Annotated in this window: 15 protein-coding genes and 2 pseudogenes; 9 read left to right on the top strand and 8 right to left on the bottom strand. The window is 50.9% G+C overall.

Going from position 1 to position 15,591, the window contains the following annotated elements; genetic code table 11:
• Positions 1-864: 864 nt before the first annotated feature.
• Both KDW_RS28470 and KDW_RS28465 read left to right on the top strand, forming a co-directional pair.
• Positions 865-1,785, top strand: coding sequence for an AfsR/SARP family transcriptional regulator (locus KDW_RS28470; RefSeq protein WP_151759295.1), 921 nt, complete (start codon positions 865-867; stop codon positions 1,783-1,785).
• Positions 1,786-1,823: 38 nt separating this feature from the next.
• A complete protein-coding gene (locus KDW_RS28465) occupies positions 1,824-2,978 on the top strand; it encodes an AAA family ATPase (RefSeq protein ID WP_233097963.1) in 1,155 nt (384 codons plus the stop codon).
• Here KDW_RS28465 and KDW_RS28460 read toward each other — a convergent pair.
• The 7 genes and pseudogenes from KDW_RS28460 to KDW_RS28430 form a co-directional block, all read right to left on the bottom strand.
• Positions 2,975-3,235 (bottom strand): hypothetical protein, encoded by a 261-nt coding sequence (locus KDW_RS28460; protein ID WP_198925639.1) that lies wholly within the window; start codon positions 3,233-3,235, stop codon positions 2,975-2,977. The genes KDW_RS28465 and KDW_RS28460 overlap by 4 nt on opposite strands.
• A gap of 525 nt (positions 3,236-3,760) precedes the next feature.
• A pseudogene (gene sbnA, locus KDW_RS28455) lies at positions 3,761-4,757 on the bottom strand (2,3-diaminopropionate biosynthesis protein SbnA).
• 7 nt (positions 4,758-4,764) lie between these two features.
• Positions 4,765-5,151 (bottom strand): 4'-phosphopantetheinyl transferase superfamily protein, encoded by a 387-nt coding sequence (locus tag KDW_RS28450; protein ID WP_233098016.1) that lies wholly within the window; start codon positions 5,149-5,151, stop codon positions 4,765-4,767.
• A 68-nt stretch (positions 5,152-5,219) separates the two neighbouring features.
• A pseudogene (locus KDW_RS36245) lies at positions 5,220-5,555 on the bottom strand (4'-phosphopantetheinyl transferase family protein); the annotation flags it as partial.
• A complete protein-coding gene (locus tag KDW_RS28440; RefSeq protein ID WP_151759291.1) occupies positions 5,552-6,355 on the bottom strand; it encodes a thioesterase II family protein in 804 nt (267 codons plus the stop codon). The gene KDW_RS28440 and the pseudogene KDW_RS36245, both read right to left, overlap by 4 nt.
• 276 nt (positions 6,356-6,631) lie before the next feature.
• Positions 6,632-7,702, bottom strand: coding sequence for an ornithine cyclodeaminase family protein (locus KDW_RS28435; protein ID WP_151759290.1), 1,071 nt, complete (start codon positions 7,700-7,702; stop codon positions 6,632-6,634).
• A gap of 2 nt (positions 7,703-7,704) precedes the next feature.
• On the bottom strand, positions 7,705-8,274 hold the full coding sequence (locus tag KDW_RS28430; protein WP_151759289.1) for a response regulator transcription factor: 570 nt from the start codon (positions 8,272-8,274) through the stop codon (positions 7,705-7,707).
• Positions 8,275-9,047: 773 nt separating this feature from the next.
• Between KDW_RS28430 and KDW_RS35445 the strand changes: the two genes are divergently transcribed.
• The 7 genes from KDW_RS35445 (at position 9,048) to KDW_RS28395 (ending at position 15,141) form a co-directional block, all read left to right on the top strand.
• Complete coding sequence (locus KDW_RS35445) at positions 9,048-9,704, top strand: MFS transporter (RefSeq protein WP_151759288.1); 657 nt, start codon at positions 9,048-9,050, stop codon at positions 9,702-9,704.
• Positions 9,679-10,395 (top strand): MFS transporter, encoded by a 717-nt coding sequence (locus KDW_RS35440; protein WP_151759287.1) that lies wholly within the window; start codon positions 9,679-9,681, stop codon positions 10,393-10,395. Before KDW_RS35445 ends, KDW_RS35440 begins: the two co-directional genes overlap by 26 nt.
• Before the next feature lie 695 nt (positions 10,396-11,090).
• Positions 11,091-12,215: a D-alanine--D-alanine ligase family protein gene (locus KDW_RS28415; RefSeq protein ID WP_151759286.1), complete on the top strand. Its 1,125-nt coding sequence runs from the start codon at positions 11,091-11,093 to the stop codon at positions 12,213-12,215.
• A 709-nt stretch (positions 12,216-12,924) separates the two neighbouring features.
• The gene (locus tag KDW_RS28410) at positions 12,925-13,257 is read left to right on the top strand and encodes a hypothetical protein (RefSeq protein WP_151759285.1); all 333 of its coding nucleotides are present in this window, start codon (positions 12,925-12,927) and stop codon (positions 13,255-13,257) included.
• 355 nt (positions 13,258-13,612) lie between these two features.
• Complete coding sequence (locus KDW_RS28405) at positions 13,613-14,185, top strand: hypothetical protein (RefSeq protein ID WP_151759284.1); 573 nt, start codon at positions 13,613-13,615, stop codon at positions 14,183-14,185.
• 316 nt (positions 14,186-14,501) lie between these two features.
• On the top strand, positions 14,502-14,720 hold the full coding sequence (locus KDW_RS28400) for an MbtH family protein (protein ID WP_151759283.1): 219 nt from the start codon (positions 14,502-14,504) through the stop codon (positions 14,718-14,720).
• 151 nt (positions 14,721-14,871) lie between these two features.
• Positions 14,872-15,141 (top strand): phosphopantetheine-binding protein, encoded by a 270-nt coding sequence (locus KDW_RS28395; protein WP_151759282.1) that lies wholly within the window; start codon positions 14,872-14,874, stop codon positions 15,139-15,141.
• 97 nt (positions 15,142-15,238) lie between these two features.
• Here the strand turns inward: KDW_RS28395 and KDW_RS28390 are convergent, their stop codons facing one another.
• Complete coding sequence (locus KDW_RS28390; protein WP_151759281.1) at positions 15,239-15,496, bottom strand: hypothetical protein; 258 nt, start codon at positions 15,494-15,496, stop codon at positions 15,239-15,241.
• Positions 15,497-15,591 lie beyond the last annotated feature (95 nt).

Here is a 15,591-nt window from a genome sequence, read left to right as displayed (position 1 = left end):
GTATTTTTTCTGCATTTATCAGGGAATGCCCACATTTTCAGCGATCCCTCGTACCGGCAGCCTTAAAGGCCAATACGTTTCACTTAAGGATTGAATGGCTGAAATGATAGCATGACGGTGAAGGAACACCTTCTCAAAGGATCAAGAGAGGTAAAACGTGTAGGTTCGACCCTTTGGGTCGATTCGGGTGCCTCCACGCTACCCTCACCTCCGCAGGATCACGCAAGTGAAAAAGCGGTGAAGCAAGGCGTGAAGAGGCTTGCTCATGGTCAAGCAAGGATAGCATGCAGGCACGAATCGACCCAAAGGGTCGAACCTACCTGTTCGCTTTTCTTGCTCCTTTGAAGTCACTGGGCCTCTGATCGGCTTAGATGCTTTCGTCAATCTCGTCCAGAAAAAGGCTAACCGAAAAGTATTAGCCTTTAAGGCCAATACTTTTCGGTTAGCGAGACGTTGAGAGATGGTTCGACGTGACCAGTAAGCAAGGTGTGGCGCCCTCTCCACGGACGATCCGCTGCTTTTCTCCACCTATTTTATGGCCACAAAAGCGCTTCAACGAAAAATATTGGCCTTAAAGGCTGCCGGTACGAGGATGATGCGTGCTCATACGGGGAACTGGTCGCTGCGACCAGCGCTGCCGGTACAGAGGCAAGGGACGGTTTTTGGTGCGTCCCTTGCCGGGTGGTGGGGCCAGGCGATCTGGAGGGCGGGCTGTTTAACTCATTTAAACTATACGTCTTTGCGCATCCTCACGCCTCCTCTTTTAGTGGCATAAAAAATACGTCAGACAAGGCATGCATTGAAGTACAAGTATAGGTACGCTATGTAGAGATCTGTCTTATTATCGGAAAGGAGAAAGATGCTATGCGTCTCACACCGTATGTGATGGAGAAAACCACGCTACATGATGGTCTCCATCTTTCATTACTTGGTTCGCCAGAGGTCACGAATGCAGGTGAAAGCATGCATTTTTCTTCTTCGCGCAAAGCCCTGGCCTTGCTGGTCTATCTGGTCGTTGAAGGCCAGGTGCAATCACGCAAAAAGCTGGCGGAACTCCTCTGGCCTGAAAGCGATGCAATCCATGCCAGGGCGGCCCTACGCATTACATTATTAGAACTACGAAAAATTTTAGAGGGTATGGAACATCCTACTTTAATAATCGATCGCAATACACTCGGCATCAATGTTCAGGCTGGCGTCACCTCCGATCTTCAGGCGGTGCAGACCTCACTACATATCATCAAAACGCTGGCCAATAATCCCCAGGTCGGGACCGAAGAGATCCGCATCCAGCTCCTGGCCAATCTGCATACGGCGGTCAAGCATTATCGTGGTAGCTTCCTGGACGGGTTTTCGCTACGTGACTCAGCGACCTTTGATGACTGGGTACGCTATCAACGCGACTACTGGCACCAGAGTATGCATATGGTCTTTGAGCAGCTGGCACAGCTCCATGAGCGGGCCGGTGAGCTCAAGCAGGCCATCGAGATCGTCTCGCGCTGGCTGATCCTGGATCCTTTCAATGAGGCCGCCTGCCGACAGTTGATGAGCTTACAGGCCGCGGTCGGTAATCGGGTCGCGGCCCTGCAAACCTTTGACCACTATCGGGGGCTGCTCATGGACGAAATTGGAGCCGAGCCATCCTCCGTCACGTTTGCCCTGAAAGAACGCATCCGTGCCTCGGCTCCTCCAGCTGAACGCCAGACAAAGAAAGTCGTGCGGGTCGCTACCTCCTCTCCACAGCTACCGCCCTTTGTCGGGCGGGCCGGGAATACAATACACTGATCGAAAGCTTCTATAGTGCCCAGAGCGGCAGGCCCCAGGTGATTACGCTGGAAGGAGCCTCCGGCTCTGGTAAGACGCGGCTGGGCACTGAATTTTTACAGTGGTGCTCCGTACAAAACGCGACGATACTGCAGGGCCATGCCTTTGAGGGCAGTAGTACGCTACCATTCCAACCACTGATTGACGCACTACGAGTACGGATCGAACAGGAGAACGCGCCCGACGATCTGCTCCCGGATGTCTGGCTGGCCGAACTCAGCCGCCTGCTCCCAGAACTACGTGAACGCTATCCAGACCTGGTAGTACCGCATAACGAAGACGCGATCATCCGCACCCAGATCTTTGAAGCCGTCGCCCGACTCTGCCATGCGCTCTCGCGCCAGCGCGTCCTAGTCCTGTTCCTGGATGATCTCCACTGGGCCAACCCGGATCTGCTCGGCGGCATCTACTATCTGATCCAGCGCTGGCAGCAGTCCTGTAGCGCAATTATGGTTATCCTCTCCTTTCGTCCTGATCAAGAAAACAACGCCGCCACCTCGCTCACGGACTGGAGTAAAAAGCTGCGTCGCTTGATGCCTTCCGTGGTCCATCAGCCGCTCCAGCCATTTCTAGCATCCGACATTCTCTATTTACTGCAATCCCTGACCGCGACCATTCAGGAGGAAACCCTCTTTTCGTTTGCGCTGCCAGCGGAGACCAGCGCTGAGCACCTGGATGTCCTGGCCGAAAAACTCTATGCATTGACCAATGGCCATGTCCTCTACACCATCGAGACCATTAAAAGCCTGATCGAGCAGAAAGCCTTTTCGTCCTTGCAAAAGCTGCTGCATACGCACGAGAAGATCAGCGACCTCGTGCAGGATATGCTGCCCGCCAGTATCCAGGAACACATCCTGCTCTGTCTCAAGCAGAGCACGCCAGCCGCCCAGGCCCTGGCCATGGCGATCGCCATTCAGGGGCCAGATGCCAGCTTTGAGCAACTCTGCGGGACCGCGAAGCTGAGCGAGAATGAGTCGCTGGCAGCCTTAGACGAGTTGCAGGACCTGGCCCTGCTGCGCCAGAATACCGAACAGGATGAACATCCTTATCGCTATCTGTTCACCTATAGCAAGACCAGCGAGATCCTGAAGGCGACGGCGAGCAAGACGCGCTACCAACTGATGTTGAGCCGCACCCGGAGCGCGGCCAGCTAGACCGTCAGCGGCGAGATCTCCATCACCATATTAGTAATGGTGTGCAGATTCTGAAACACCGCCGGCACCATCTTGTCCGGTGGCACATCCAGCCCATAGGTCTCATGAATAAAGGCCACCAGATGCGCGATCTCCAACGAATTGATAAAACCCCAATCTAAGAGCGGTGTATATTCATCAATCTCCTCATCGATCCCATCCAGGACCCGATAGGTGAAGTAATCCTTGAGCTGTGTATAGACCTGAGCTCGATCCATGGTAAAACTCGACTTTCTTTGCTATCTGTAAGACACAACAGATTCGACCCTTGCAAACAATACATTGTACCGGCAGCGCTCGTCGCTAATACGTTTCACGTAAGCCTTTTTCTGGACGAGATTGACGAAAGCATCTAAGTCGATCAGAGGCCCGGTGACTTCAAAGGATCAAGAAAAGCGAACAGGTAGGTTCGACCCTTTGGGTCGATTCGTGCCTGCATGATATCCGTACTTGACCATGAGCAAGCCTCTTCACGCCTTGCTTCACCGCTTTTTCACTTGCGTGATCCTGCGGAGGTGAGGGTATCGTGGAGGCAACCAAATCGACCCAAAGGGTCGAACCTACACGTTTTACCTTTCTTGATCCTTTGAGAAGGTGTTCCTTCACCGTCATGCTATCATTTCAGCCATTCAATCCTTAAGGGAAACGTATTAGCGCTGGTCGCAGCGACCAGCGCTGCCGGTACGCCACACCGTCCGCCGACCATTGCTTAAGCGAAAAGTATCGACCACCAGGGCCGAACCCTACGAGATCAATGCCATATCTAATTCCAGGGATGCCACAGGGGTCTCTACGCTGGGGGTGACGCGCTCCAACCATTGATCGTTATAGACCAGATCCAGGTAGCGCTCACCACGATCCGGGAGCACGGTCATGATGCGGGACATGGGTGGGAAGGTCGGCAATAGTTTATAGAGGGCGGCAATCACTGCGCCCGAGGAGCCGCCGGCGAAGATGCCTTCACGCGCCAGCAGTGTGCGACAACCCAGGGCAGCCTCATAGTCATTGACGTGCACGACCTCGTCTATCTCATCGCGGCTGAGCAGTTCCGGCACGCGGCTCGAACCGATGCCTGGAATCTCACGTGGTCCGGGTGCCTGACCAAAGATGATTGAGCCCACGGCATCTACCGCGATCACGCGGATATTGGGAAAATCTTTGCGCAGACGGCGCGCGATCCCCAGAATGGTGCCGGTAGTGCTGACGGCCAGAATGACATAATCGACGGGTGAATCAAGCTGGGCCACCATCTCTTCGCCGGTGCCATAATAATGTGCCTGCCAGTTCAACTGGTTGGCATACTGGTTGATCCAGTAGCCATGGGGAGTCGTTTGCAGCAATTGCTGGACGCGGGCGATACGGGTCTTGAGATAGCCACCCTGATCATCCCTGCTCTGGACCATATCGATGTTCGCGCCCATCAAGCGCAGAATCTTCAGGTTCGTTGGCGAGATCTTCGGATCCACCACACAGGTCAGCTTGAGACCATACGAACGGGCCACCATCGCCAGGGCGATGCCGAGGTTGCCGGAAGTACTCTCAATGATATGGGTCGAGCTGGTAATGGTTTTCTCGCGCAACCCTTTCTCGATAATATAGCGTGCCGGCCGATCTTTGACGCTCCCCCGGGATTCAAAAACTCTAATTTGGCGATCACGCTCAAATCGGATTGTGGGAAGAGACGATCAAGATAGACCAGGGGTGTCGTACCACGCACTGGGTAATGGATGAGTAAATCATAAAGACATTATTCTCCTTCTGCTTGCCATTGCCATAATTCAATCAGACTGTCAGTATTCGCTGCACTACTTTCAACAACCAGGGCGGCCTTATAGTGCCGGGCATAGACTGGCGGCAGCACAACATTATGCAGTCGCCAGCGCTGCATCTCCTCTGGTTTTCCCTGGACGGCCAGCAATTCGGCCTCCTCACCAGGTAGCAAGGTCACATCGAACTGATCAAGGGGCTGTGATAAGCCATTTCCGAGAGCTTTAACATACGCCTCTTTGCGTGTCCAACAGCAAAAAAAGGCTTCGGTGCGTACGTTTTCCGGTAAGAGCGAGCGCAACATCTTGCGCTCATAGAGCGAGAAAAAGTTATCCGCGATCTGGTCGGCGTCAGCGAGATAGCGCATGTGCTCGACATCCACGCCCAGCTCACGATTAAGCGCCACCGCGTACAGGCAACCCCATTGGAATGGGAGACATTAAAATTGAGAATGTCATTGCCGCGTAACTGTAAAAGCGCCGGCTTGCCATGCGTGCCATAACAAAATTGCAGCTGCTGCGGCTCAAGTCCGATATAGCGTCCGAGCACATTGCGGAGCACGCCACGGCCAACAATAAAATGCTGGCGATCACGCTCAAAGTAGAAACGCCTGGCACGAGCGCGCTCCTCGGTCGAGAGTGTCTGGTAGAGCTGCTCAACCACCGCCTTTGGCTGTTCCAGCGGCGTATACCAGAGATGGATCTCGTTGCCAGCGAGCTGCGGCACAGCTGGTGGTGAACGCCAGACATCCTGATAAAAGGCTGTAATCATGAGGCAAGTCCTCGCGCGACGCCACAACGCTGGCAGGCACTATCCTGGCTCAGCAACTTCTGGCTGATAAATTTTGTTAGATGGCCACGATGCTGATGCAGGAAGAAATGATCGCCATAAAAGAAGCGCCGGCAGAAATGTCCGGATGTCTGTTCATGCCAGCCTTCCAGGGCAGCACGCGGCACATCCTCATCCTGTAAGCCGCCAAAGGCGACGATCGGGCAGCTAAGTTTCTCCTGAACCTCACAGGAATAGGTTTCGCACAGTTCAAAATCCGCACGCAAGAGAGGCAGGAATAACTCTAAGAGTTCCGCGCTTTGCAACACCTCATCCGGCGTCCCGTTTAATTCACGCACCTCGCAAATAAACTCGGGCGTCGACAAGGTATGCAAGGTCTTGCGTTCGCTCGGCAGCTGTGGGGCACGATGACCGGAAACAAAGAGATACTCAGGTTCCAGGGCCAGCTGATTACGAAGAGCACGGGCCAGCTCAAAACTGATTAACGAGCCCATGCTATGACCAAAGAACGCAAAAGGCACATCCAGATATGGCTTGAGGACAGGTACAAGCGCCTCCACCAGCTGGTTAAGATTCGTAAAGGGACGCTCCGCGAAACGGTTTTCACGTCCTGGAAGTTGCACGGCGCACACCTCAATCTGCGCAGGCAGCTCAGCGGCCCAGCGATTATAGATAGAGGCCCCGCCGCCCGCATAGGGCAAACAGAACAGGCGAACACGCGTATCGTGCCGCGGCTGTTGCGGAAAAGAAAGCCACGCTTTACCCTTCGGCTGAGATGACATAGAGTCCGCCTTTCATTGCTGCATAGTCATCTTGTTCTCATGCAAAAAAACTACTATCTATTGAGCAAACATCTCATCCTGATTGACAGGATCGAACTTTGTGTCGTTGGTCTCATGATAGCGAACCTGGCGTTAGACAAAGCGTTAGCGGAAGTGTTAGAAACAGCAAAACGCAAAAAACCCTTTTGCTTAAAAAGCCAAAAGGGTTGCCGTTCAATTGTATGAGCGAAGAAGAAGAAGGCCGATCAATGTAACAGGCCGTGGAACAACACGTGCTTAAAAGTCGAGCTGCGTACCCAGACCCAGTTCCTGCGCATGGCGATAGACTTGAGAAGCCAGGCCAATGTCCTCGATGGACAGGCCAAAAGGATTTACCAGAATAATATCATTGGCCCGTTCGCGGCCCGTTCGCCGTCCAAGCACGAGATCGCCAATCTGCGCATCTATCTTACGCTGATCCGGACCGGCTACCGTCTCGGTATCATCTGGAGCAATGATTTGACCGGCGCGATACATGCGTCCAATCAAGCGGCGAGGATCATTTTTTACCAGCGACCAATCATCAACGATGACTTTGTCAGCCTTGAAGACAATTTCGGGCAGCGCATCATCCAGCGAGACATTGACCAGGATCGCGCCCGGCTTGAGCCAGTTGTACTGAATATAGCCGGTGGTGGTGGTGGTGGCCGGCACAATTAATTCTGCTTGCTCAATAGCCTGCTGCGCACTCTCGGCCAGGGATAATTCGACCTCATGTTTCTGCAAGAGCGGCAGAAGATTCTCACGGCAGGTGTGGACGCGCTCAGGCACGAAATCAAACATCAAGATCCGGCGCAACTGTGGCAGACGCTGCACGAAGAGCGCGATATGGGCCTCAGCCAGCACGCCAGCACCGATCACAGCCAGGGTCGTAATCGGATCCTCACCCTGACAGAGCTCCACCGACAACGCCGAAACGCTGGCCGTACGCAAACTGGAAATATAGGCGGCCTCCATAATACACTGAATGCGCGCCGTCATCGTATCAAACAAGAGGGTCACGCCACTGGCACGTGGGAGATTACGCTGTGGATTACTGGGATTAGCATTAATAATCTTGGTACCAGCAATATTCAGGTCACCACCCAGATAGCTCGGCATATTCAAGCTGCGCAGCCCCTCTTTTTCCTGATTCTGCCAGCCCAGATATGCCTCATCCGGTAACAGTGTTTGATTGGATGCATGTAAGCGAAAAACCTGGCGCATCACCGCAACACTATCAATCGACTGGCAGGCTTCAATCACCTCAGCCCGCTTCAAATACAGAAATGATGATTGCTTCGCCACGTTCATGCTTGAAGAGTTCATGCTTAAAGATCCTTCTTTTCGTCTTTCGACATTAAATCATCAAAAAGTGAGAGTATACCGATATGGTAAGCAGCCAGCAGCGCATCGCGCTCATTATGCACGCCCAGACGCTCATAAATATGCTGACGATGCTTATTCACGGTCGCCGGCGCGATACACAGTTTTTCCGCAATCTCCTCCTGTCCCAGGCCACGGAACATCAGTTTCAGCACCTCAGTCTCGCGCTTGGTCAGGGGCTCATAGACCTGATAGTCAATATGCTGACACTGACTATGGAGGAACGTTGATTGCTCTAAAGTATACAGCATCCAGCTACAGGATTGCGCAAGCAACTGGGCAACCACCAGAGGTAGCGCCGGTTGATCGGTATTAAAGGGATCCACCGCAATATGCAGCGCCCCATACACCGTCTGCCCAAACTGCACCGGCAAAGTCATCGCCACCTGATGAAAATCCCCAGGAAGCCTGGTCTCGCGCTCTTTCTCCTTGCGCAAGGAAAGCTGGGCGCGATTCTTCGTTACATAGCGCACCTCCTGACAGAGTCGAGACACAGCCCCTTGATCTGCTGACACAGGATTTGTCCTAATGAAAGAATATGAATAACTGTATGTATATCATCAATAGATGTATTAAGAACATCAGAAGACATGCTCATCTCGTTAAGAGGAGAAAGCTGTGTCATAAAATTCCCCGATGTGGCTCTGATTTGCATCGACTTCTCCGTTTTTTATATCAATGTAAACGCCGCAAAAGTTTTGTCTCTATTGATATACAGTATTTCAAATGGTTTGTCAAGTATACAAGATATCAAGTTTATCAAAAGTCTCAAAAGTCTCACATATTAGTATAAGAGTGTTTGCTTCCCACTCTCATCGTGGGAACATGCAGCTAAGCCGCACTCGGGCACTAAAGCGCCCATACTTCTTTTATTATGTGGTGTCAAAAAAATGCGCAAAAGCGCATTTTTTTGACACCACATAATAAAATCCTTGTTCGCACCGCAGGTGCGAAAAATCATGCAGAGAAAATGGAGTACACGAGAATCAAACACTATGGCATGGGAAAGTATCAAAAGTCTCATATGTTGGTAAAGGGAAAGGAAACGCTATCAAAAAGCCATAAAAATTGACAGTTCCACTTATCTATGGTAATTTATAGTGGAATATAAAGATTAACACAAAAGAAACAAATGACCTTGCAAACTTGTGCAGATCAAAAAACCATCTTTATCCCTCCTTGATTCTTCCTACTCCCATGATTAATCAACTCTTCACTCTTACCTGCATAATCGGTAGGTTCGGGGCATGCCCCCGATTGGTTCCACCATGAGAAAAGGAAAGCTATAATGGATCAGGCATTGCAAACAGCAGATGCGCCAATAGAAAAGGCGCCAGTACAGCCCCGGCGTATTACCTGGTATATTTTTGGGGTTATGTTTGGCATTAATCTATTGAATTATTTGGATCGCTATATTTTCTCCAGTATCGCCAGCACAGTAGCGAAGGATCTCCATTTTGGCCTGGATGGCATCGGCTTTATTGCCTCGGCCTTTCTGATTGTGTATACCGTGTTCACGCTGCCCCTGGGATTTCTCGCGGATAGCGTTTCTAAGAAGCGCATGATTGCTTTTTGTACAATCCTCTGGAGCACAAGTACCGTTTTTTCGGCCCTGGCAGGAAATTTCCTTTCGCTATTCTTTACCCGTATGCTCCTCGGCATCGGCGAGGCGGGCTATTATCCTGCTGGAACAGCCCTGCTCAGTCAAAATTTTCCGCCCTCGAAATGGGGAAAAGTTTTGAGCTGGTGGAATGTCGGGGCGACTGTTGGTTTGATGACGGGCTTCATTCTAGGTGGTATGATTGTCAGTAGCTTTCCGCAGGGCTGGCGTTATGCTTTTGTGATCAGCAGCATTCCCGGCTTGCTTCTGGGCATACTGACCTGGAAATTTCCGGGTCGCGAACCCGAGACCAAAAAAACTGAACCTCACTCCCCAGACGCTTAAGCAGGCCGGTCAGGAAACACTGGCGCGCATCGCCAGCCTGATCCGTATTCGCAGCTTCGTCATGCTCACTGTGATGCAAATCTTTGCCTTCTTCTTCCTGGGTGTGACCGTGATCTTCATGCCAACCTACCTGCAACAAAAGGACGCCTTTCATATGGGTGCAGCCACGGCAGGACTCTACGCGGGCCTGATGGTGGTCGTCGCTGGAGTCGCCGGGACGGTATTGGGAGGTATAGTGGCCGATAGCTGGCACAAACGCTTTGCGGGAGCCCATATCTTCATTTGTGGCGTAGGCTTTTTCCTGGGTGCCATATTTTTCGCGCTGGCCATGCTGAGCCGAGACTTCATGATATTCAGTCTATTTCTCTTTCTCACCCTCTTCTGCGTCAACATCTACAATGGTCCAGCGGCCGCCGCCACCCAGCAGATAGTCTCACCAGGCCTGCGTGCTTCGGCCCTGGCCCTCTCGCTGGTGATTGCGCACTTCTTCGGCGACGCCTTCGCCCCCTCGATCGTCGGCACCGTCACCAGCTACCTTGACCCCACCCACGGCCAGCACTTCTTCCTCAACAACGCCGGCCAGGACCTGCGCCTGAGCCTGCTCGCGTTCTGTCCCCTCGCCCTCCTCCTCGCCGGCCTCGTAGGCATGTGGGGCGCCCGCTTCTCCGCCGCCGACCAAAAACACCCATAACGGCTACGACCAGTCGTAACGGCAGGTCTTGTGCCTAATACTTTTCGGTTAGCGAGACGTTGAGAGATGGTTCGACGTGACCAGCAAGCCAGGTGTACGTGGAGAGGGCGCCACAAAAGCTGTTGTGAAAAAAGCAGCGGATCGTACGTGGAGAGGGCGCATCATACAGTTGAGGTTATCTCCTTCAACGAAACGTATTGGCCCTGGTGGCCAATACGTTTCACGTAAGCCTTTTTCTGGACGAGATTGACGAAAGCATCTAAGCCGATCAGAGGCCCAGTGACTTCAAAGGATCAAGAAAAGCGAACCTACACGTGCTACCTCTCTTGATCCTTTGGGAAGGTGTTCCTTCACCGTCATGCTATCATTTCAGCCATTCAATCCTTAAGGAAAAAGTATTAGCCACCAGGGCTGCCGCTACGGTACCTTTTTTTGGTCACAAGATGAGACTTTTGATACTTTTGAGACTATAGGTATTTTTGGTACAAATTGCAACCAAAAACCCTTGACAGACTTTGTCATGGTTCAGTATAATCATTACACATACTGCTGATACAGGTAATTCTTCTGATTCAGTCAGTGAGATTGATCTAACGCATTATTATTTATAGTCTCTCGTCAAAGAGAAAAAACAGAACAGACGACGATTGTCTCCATGGGTTCTTTTATTCTTCAGATTAAGGAAGGCCTGAAGTATGACGAAAAAACTCTCTATTGGCATTCTCTTCGGTGGCCGCTCTTCTGAGCATGAAGCCTCACTTGCATCGGCAGCTTCTGTTCTCAAGCATTTAAAGCAGGATAAGTTCGATCTGGTGCCGATAGGTATTACGCAAACAGGTCAATGGATGACACAAACCACGCCATACGAGTTGCAACAGCAAATGGCAGTTACGACACAGATCATCGATGCAGACATGCAGGAGTCGACACAGCATACCATAGTAGTTGATACGCCTGCCCCCTCTTCGCCACTCATGCAACATCCGCTTTCTTCTGTTGCACCGAAAGTCGATGTGATTTTTCCCTTGCTCCATGGCACCTATGGTGAAGATGGAAAGCTCCAGGGCTTGCTGGAAATGATTGGTATTCCCTATGTTGGTTGCGGCGTACTTGGAGGAGCCATCAGCATGGATAAGGAAAAGACAAAGCAGATACTGCGCGCTGCAGGTCTACCTGTGGTTGATTATAAATCGTATCGACGCGCTGAACTGGAACGCAATCCCGAGAAGGTCCTGGATGATATCGAGAAAAACTTCGACTATCCATGCTTTGTCAAGCCATCGAATGGCGGCTCCAGCATCGGTGTCAGTAAAGTTCGGTCGCGTGAAGAACTGCGCCAGGCAGCCTATCTGGCCGCGAATTATGATCATAAGATCTTGATCGAAAAAGCCATCGAGTGCCGGGAGGTCGAATGCGCGATCTTAGGCAATGAAGACCTGCAGGCCTCCGTGGTCGGTGAAGTCATTATCCGCGACGAATGCGATTTCTATGACTATCACGCCAAATACGTCGAGCCTTCCACCAAAATCATTCCCGCCCTTATTTCTGATGACCTGGCCCTTGAGATTCAAGAACAATCGATCAAAGCATTTCGCGCCCTGGACTTAACCAGCCTGGCTCGCTTTGATTTCTTTCTGGAAAAAGATACACACAATATTTACATCAACGAAGTCAATACACTCCCAAGCTTCACCGAAGACTGCATGTATCCTAAACTCTGTGAAGCCAGCGGCCTCGCCTATCCAGATCTACTAGAACGCCTGATTGAACTCGCCGTCGAATCCTATGAAGATCGCCAGCGCAATAGCTCATCATCCTAAAAGCACTCATGCATATTTTATTTCGCACCTGTGATGCTAACTTCTGCCAGCGTATGCTTCCCTCTACGCTGGCAGAAGTTAGCATCATAATATTCCCCCCGTAGCGGCAGCCTTCACGGCCAATACGTTTCACGTAAGCCTTTTTTTGGACGAGATTGACGAAACAGGTAGGTTCGACCCTTTGGGTCGATTGGTGCCTGCATGATATCCTCCTTTTCCCATGATCAAGCCTCTTCACACCTCGCTTTTTCGCTCTGGCGGTCATGACCTTGCTTGGCGAGGGTATCGTAGAGGCAACCAATCGACCCAAAGGGTCGAACCTACGCGTTTTACCTCTCCTGGTCCTTTGAGATGAGGTTGATTGAAGGCCATGGCACCATGTCACCAATCACATCCTTAAGGGAAACGTATTGGCTACGGGGCCGCAAGAATGGACGGACTTTACGTTTTTTGGGATGAAGGCGGTTGCAAAGGGCGGTTGTAAACACTTGATTGCTTATGAGACAATGGGGTTAATAAAAAGGTGTGACATATATGTAAAAAAAATACACTTGTGTGCGCATGCAAAATAATCGTTATTTATATATGCTTATATTAGTAGAGCTAAAATACGTGGTGAAAAAACAGGAGGAATCTCGTGATAAAGGTCATACAATCAGAGTCTATGACCGCTCTTATTTATAGATTCCACTAGCAAGGATTGAACGCTATGCGAATAATACACTGGGACAAAAAACGCAAATTCCCAACGGAGGCCATACTCCCCGACTGGAGGAAATGGGCTAAACAGCATGGGTATCTGTTAGATTCTACTGTTCCACTGACCTATGGCAAAATGAGCATTCTTTTTGAGATTTATAAACATCCCGATACGCGTAGCAAAGAAACATATTTACTGTATCATCCTCCGATTGGAGCCGCCGCCAATACTGAAATATTATGTATTTTACCTGATAACATCATGCTCCAGCAGATCCTGGAGGCGGAAAAGCAAATGGCCATCTCTGTGATGAAGCTGATCCAGCAAGATGAGCAGTCCTAAGTTTCTATATTTCTTTTGGGTGGGCCTGGGAAGACAATCGAGGCCCAGAGCGTAGCAGTTGCAAAGAGGATTTATTGGTGTGAGAGCGCAACTGGTGCGCTCTGTTTTTTTGCCACGTAAAACTAAAAATATATCCTGCTTCCATAATCGATTAGCGCATTGTATGCTTTATTTATAATTCACACGACGGCGATAGGTTTGCCGTCGCATCGGGGGATTCGCTCGACAGTGGACTGGTCGCAACCGCGAAGGCGGCCGCTACGCCGGGCTACATGACAGGAGGTAAGAGGTTGCCAGATATGCCGATAAAAGAGATTTCCTTTGGGAGTCGAGCAGGGACGATCAGCAGGCGGAGATGGAGATTGGGATTCGCTGTTTTGGCGATACGTATATTACTCCGCTGGCGGAACGGCTGCGCTTTCAGGAGAAGAATAAGTATACCTTTCATTGCTTAAAGGTGGATCAGCAGGTGGTCGGCTATTTTTCTTTATTTCGCTTTACGCCTGATTTGCAGGACCGTTTGCTGTGTGGTACGTCCATTGAGCGCGATATACGTCCTGAGGATGTGCTGCCGTTCTCTCAGCATGAGCCGTTCGATATCTATGTGGATGTGATCGTGGTTGATCCGGCGCTGCCCCTGCACCTGCGTAATCTTTATGCGGGCCTCCTGATTATGTACTATACCGAGCTGATCTTGCAGCTGGCGGACGATGGGTATGCGATTGAGCGCATCTATGCGGTCACCACAACGCCTGAAGGCGCGAACCTGACACGGCGACTGGGTATGCAGCCGATGGAGCAGAAGTCGCAGCTTCCTGAGCGCCTGGCCTGGGCCTGTAATTTCAAGCAGGAGGGCGATCAAATTTACCGCAAGCTCAAAGAAAGGCTCGCCCGCTACCAGAGCAAAGTTGCCCACCAGGATGCATAAAAGCAGCTTAAATTCAGCACAATTTGTACGCCCCATAGAGTAGAAGAAATAAGCCAGCCAGACCATGGCTAAAACGCCTTTTGCGAGTAAACTTCAACTATGAAGAGAGTACAGAATGGTCAGGGATGTGAGAGATAATTGAAGATAAGCGGCGGTCACTATATCCCCACTCTATGTGTGGGCCGATCAGGAGTATATACTCCTGACTGCGTTATAGCTTCAAGACACGTCCTATGATTGACTCTCTGGTTCATCGTTTTTTTACTGCTGACCAGCAGCAAAGCTAGAATTAACAAGCGGAAGGAGTTCACTCGCAATGAGCCGTGAGCAAAATGAAGACACCACCGTCTATCGTGTGGTCGTCAATCATGAAGAGCAATATTCCATCTGGCCTGATTACCTCCCTATTCCCCTTGGCTGGAGTGATACCGGTAAAAATGGCTTAAAAGATGAGTGTCTGGCCTATGTGAAGGAAGTCTGGACAGATATGCGTCCGCTGAGCTTGCGCCAGAAAATGGAAACATCCGCACGCTAAATATTGCTTGCCTATACCATAAGAAGACAAACCTTTGCGCTGTCCGACAAAATTTGATACGGCTCTTTCAAGGTCCAAATCTGCTCTATTTAGAGACACACAACCAGGACCCACGAAAGAGCCGATCAACTTGTAGAGGAGCAAAAGAGATATGCAGCAGACCCAAACGGTGTCGCAATTACACTATTCATTCAGTGTCCAGGACATACAACAGATCCTGATTGACCTGGTAAGTGCTGAACTCAACCTCAAAGGTATTCAGGGACGTCACAATTTCTTTGACCTGGGCTGTAAATCGCTCACCATCCGTACACTCCAGATGCAATTGCAGCAACAACTCAACTGCACCATCCCAATCATAACCTTCTATATGCACCCAACCATAGAAATGCTCGCCCAACACCTGTACCGGCAGCCTTGACGGCTAATACTTTTCACTTAAGGATTGAATGGCTGAAATGATAGCATGACGGTGAAGGAACACCTTCTCAAAAGAAGTCACTGGGCCTCTGATCGGCTTAGATGCTTTCGTCAATCTCGTCCAGAAAAAGGCTTAAGTAAAACGTATTAGCCCTGGTCGCTGCGGCCTGCCGGCGTACGAGCATGTCCCTGGAAACGATGACCCATCCTCTCTTCGTGTTGCTGGCTTGATCGCAGCGACCAGCGCTGCCGGTACGACTGATCGCAGCGACAAGCGCCAATACGTTTCGGTGAAGCGCTTTTGTGACCATAAAAAACAGAGAAAAGCAGCGAATCATACGTGGAGAGGGCGCCACACGCGAGACGCTCTCTGTCAAGGGGGCCAAAAAAGACCTTTTCAGCTCATATCCCGAAGGCTTTTTGAGCACAGACTGACCCAGTGCCCTGATGC

It is taken from the genome of Dictyobacter vulcani (assembly GCF_008974265.1).
GTDB lineage: Bacteria > Chloroflexota > Ktedonobacteria > Ktedonobacterales > Ktedonobacteraceae > Dictyobacter > Dictyobacter vulcani.
The sequence above is the reverse complement of the archived record's forward strand: the minus strand, read 5'-3'. Positions and strand labels throughout refer to the sequence as shown.

Excerpts from the sequence above, each read along its gene's own strand:
- KDW_RS28395 (WP_151759282.1), top strand. The coding sequence starts at position 14,872 with ATGCAGCAGACCCAAACGGTGTCGCAATTACACTATTCATTCAGTGTC.
- KDW_RS28400 (WP_151759283.1), top strand. The coding sequence starts at position 14,502 with ATGAGCCGTGAGCAAAATGAAGACACCACCGTCTATCGTGTGGTCGTC.
- KDW_RS28435 (WP_151759290.1), bottom strand. The coding sequence starts at position 7,702 with ATGAACTCTTCAAGCATGAACGTGGCGAAGCAATCATCATTTCTGTAT.
- KDW_RS28415 (WP_151759286.1), top strand. The coding sequence starts at position 11,091 with ATGACGAAAAAACTCTCTATTGGCATTCTCTTCGGTGGCCGCTCTTCT.
- KDW_RS35445 (WP_151759288.1), top strand. The coding sequence starts at position 9,048 with ATGGATCAGGCATTGCAAACAGCAGATGCGCCAATAGAAAAGGCGCCA.
- KDW_RS28470 (WP_151759295.1), top strand. The coding sequence starts at position 865 with ATGCGTCTCACACCGTATGTGATGGAGAAAACCACGCTACATGATGGT.
- KDW_RS28440 (WP_151759291.1), bottom strand. The coding sequence starts at position 6,355 with ATGTCATCTCAGCCGAAGGGTAAAGCGTGGCTTTCTTTTCCGCAACAG.
- KDW_RS28410 (WP_151759285.1), top strand. The coding sequence starts at position 12,925 with ATGCGAATAATACACTGGGACAAAAAACGCAAATTCCCAACGGAGGCC.
- KDW_RS28460 (WP_198925639.1), bottom strand. The coding sequence starts at position 3,235 with ATGGATCGAGCTCAGGTCTATACACAGCTCAAGGATTACTTCACCTAT.
- KDW_RS28405 (WP_151759284.1), top strand. The coding sequence starts at position 13,613 with ATGGAGATTGGGATTCGCTGTTTTGGCGATACGTATATTACTCCGCTG.
- KDW_RS28450 (WP_233098016.1), bottom strand. The coding sequence starts at position 5,151 with ATGCGCTATCTCGCTGACGCCGACCAGATCGCGGATAACTTTTTCTCG.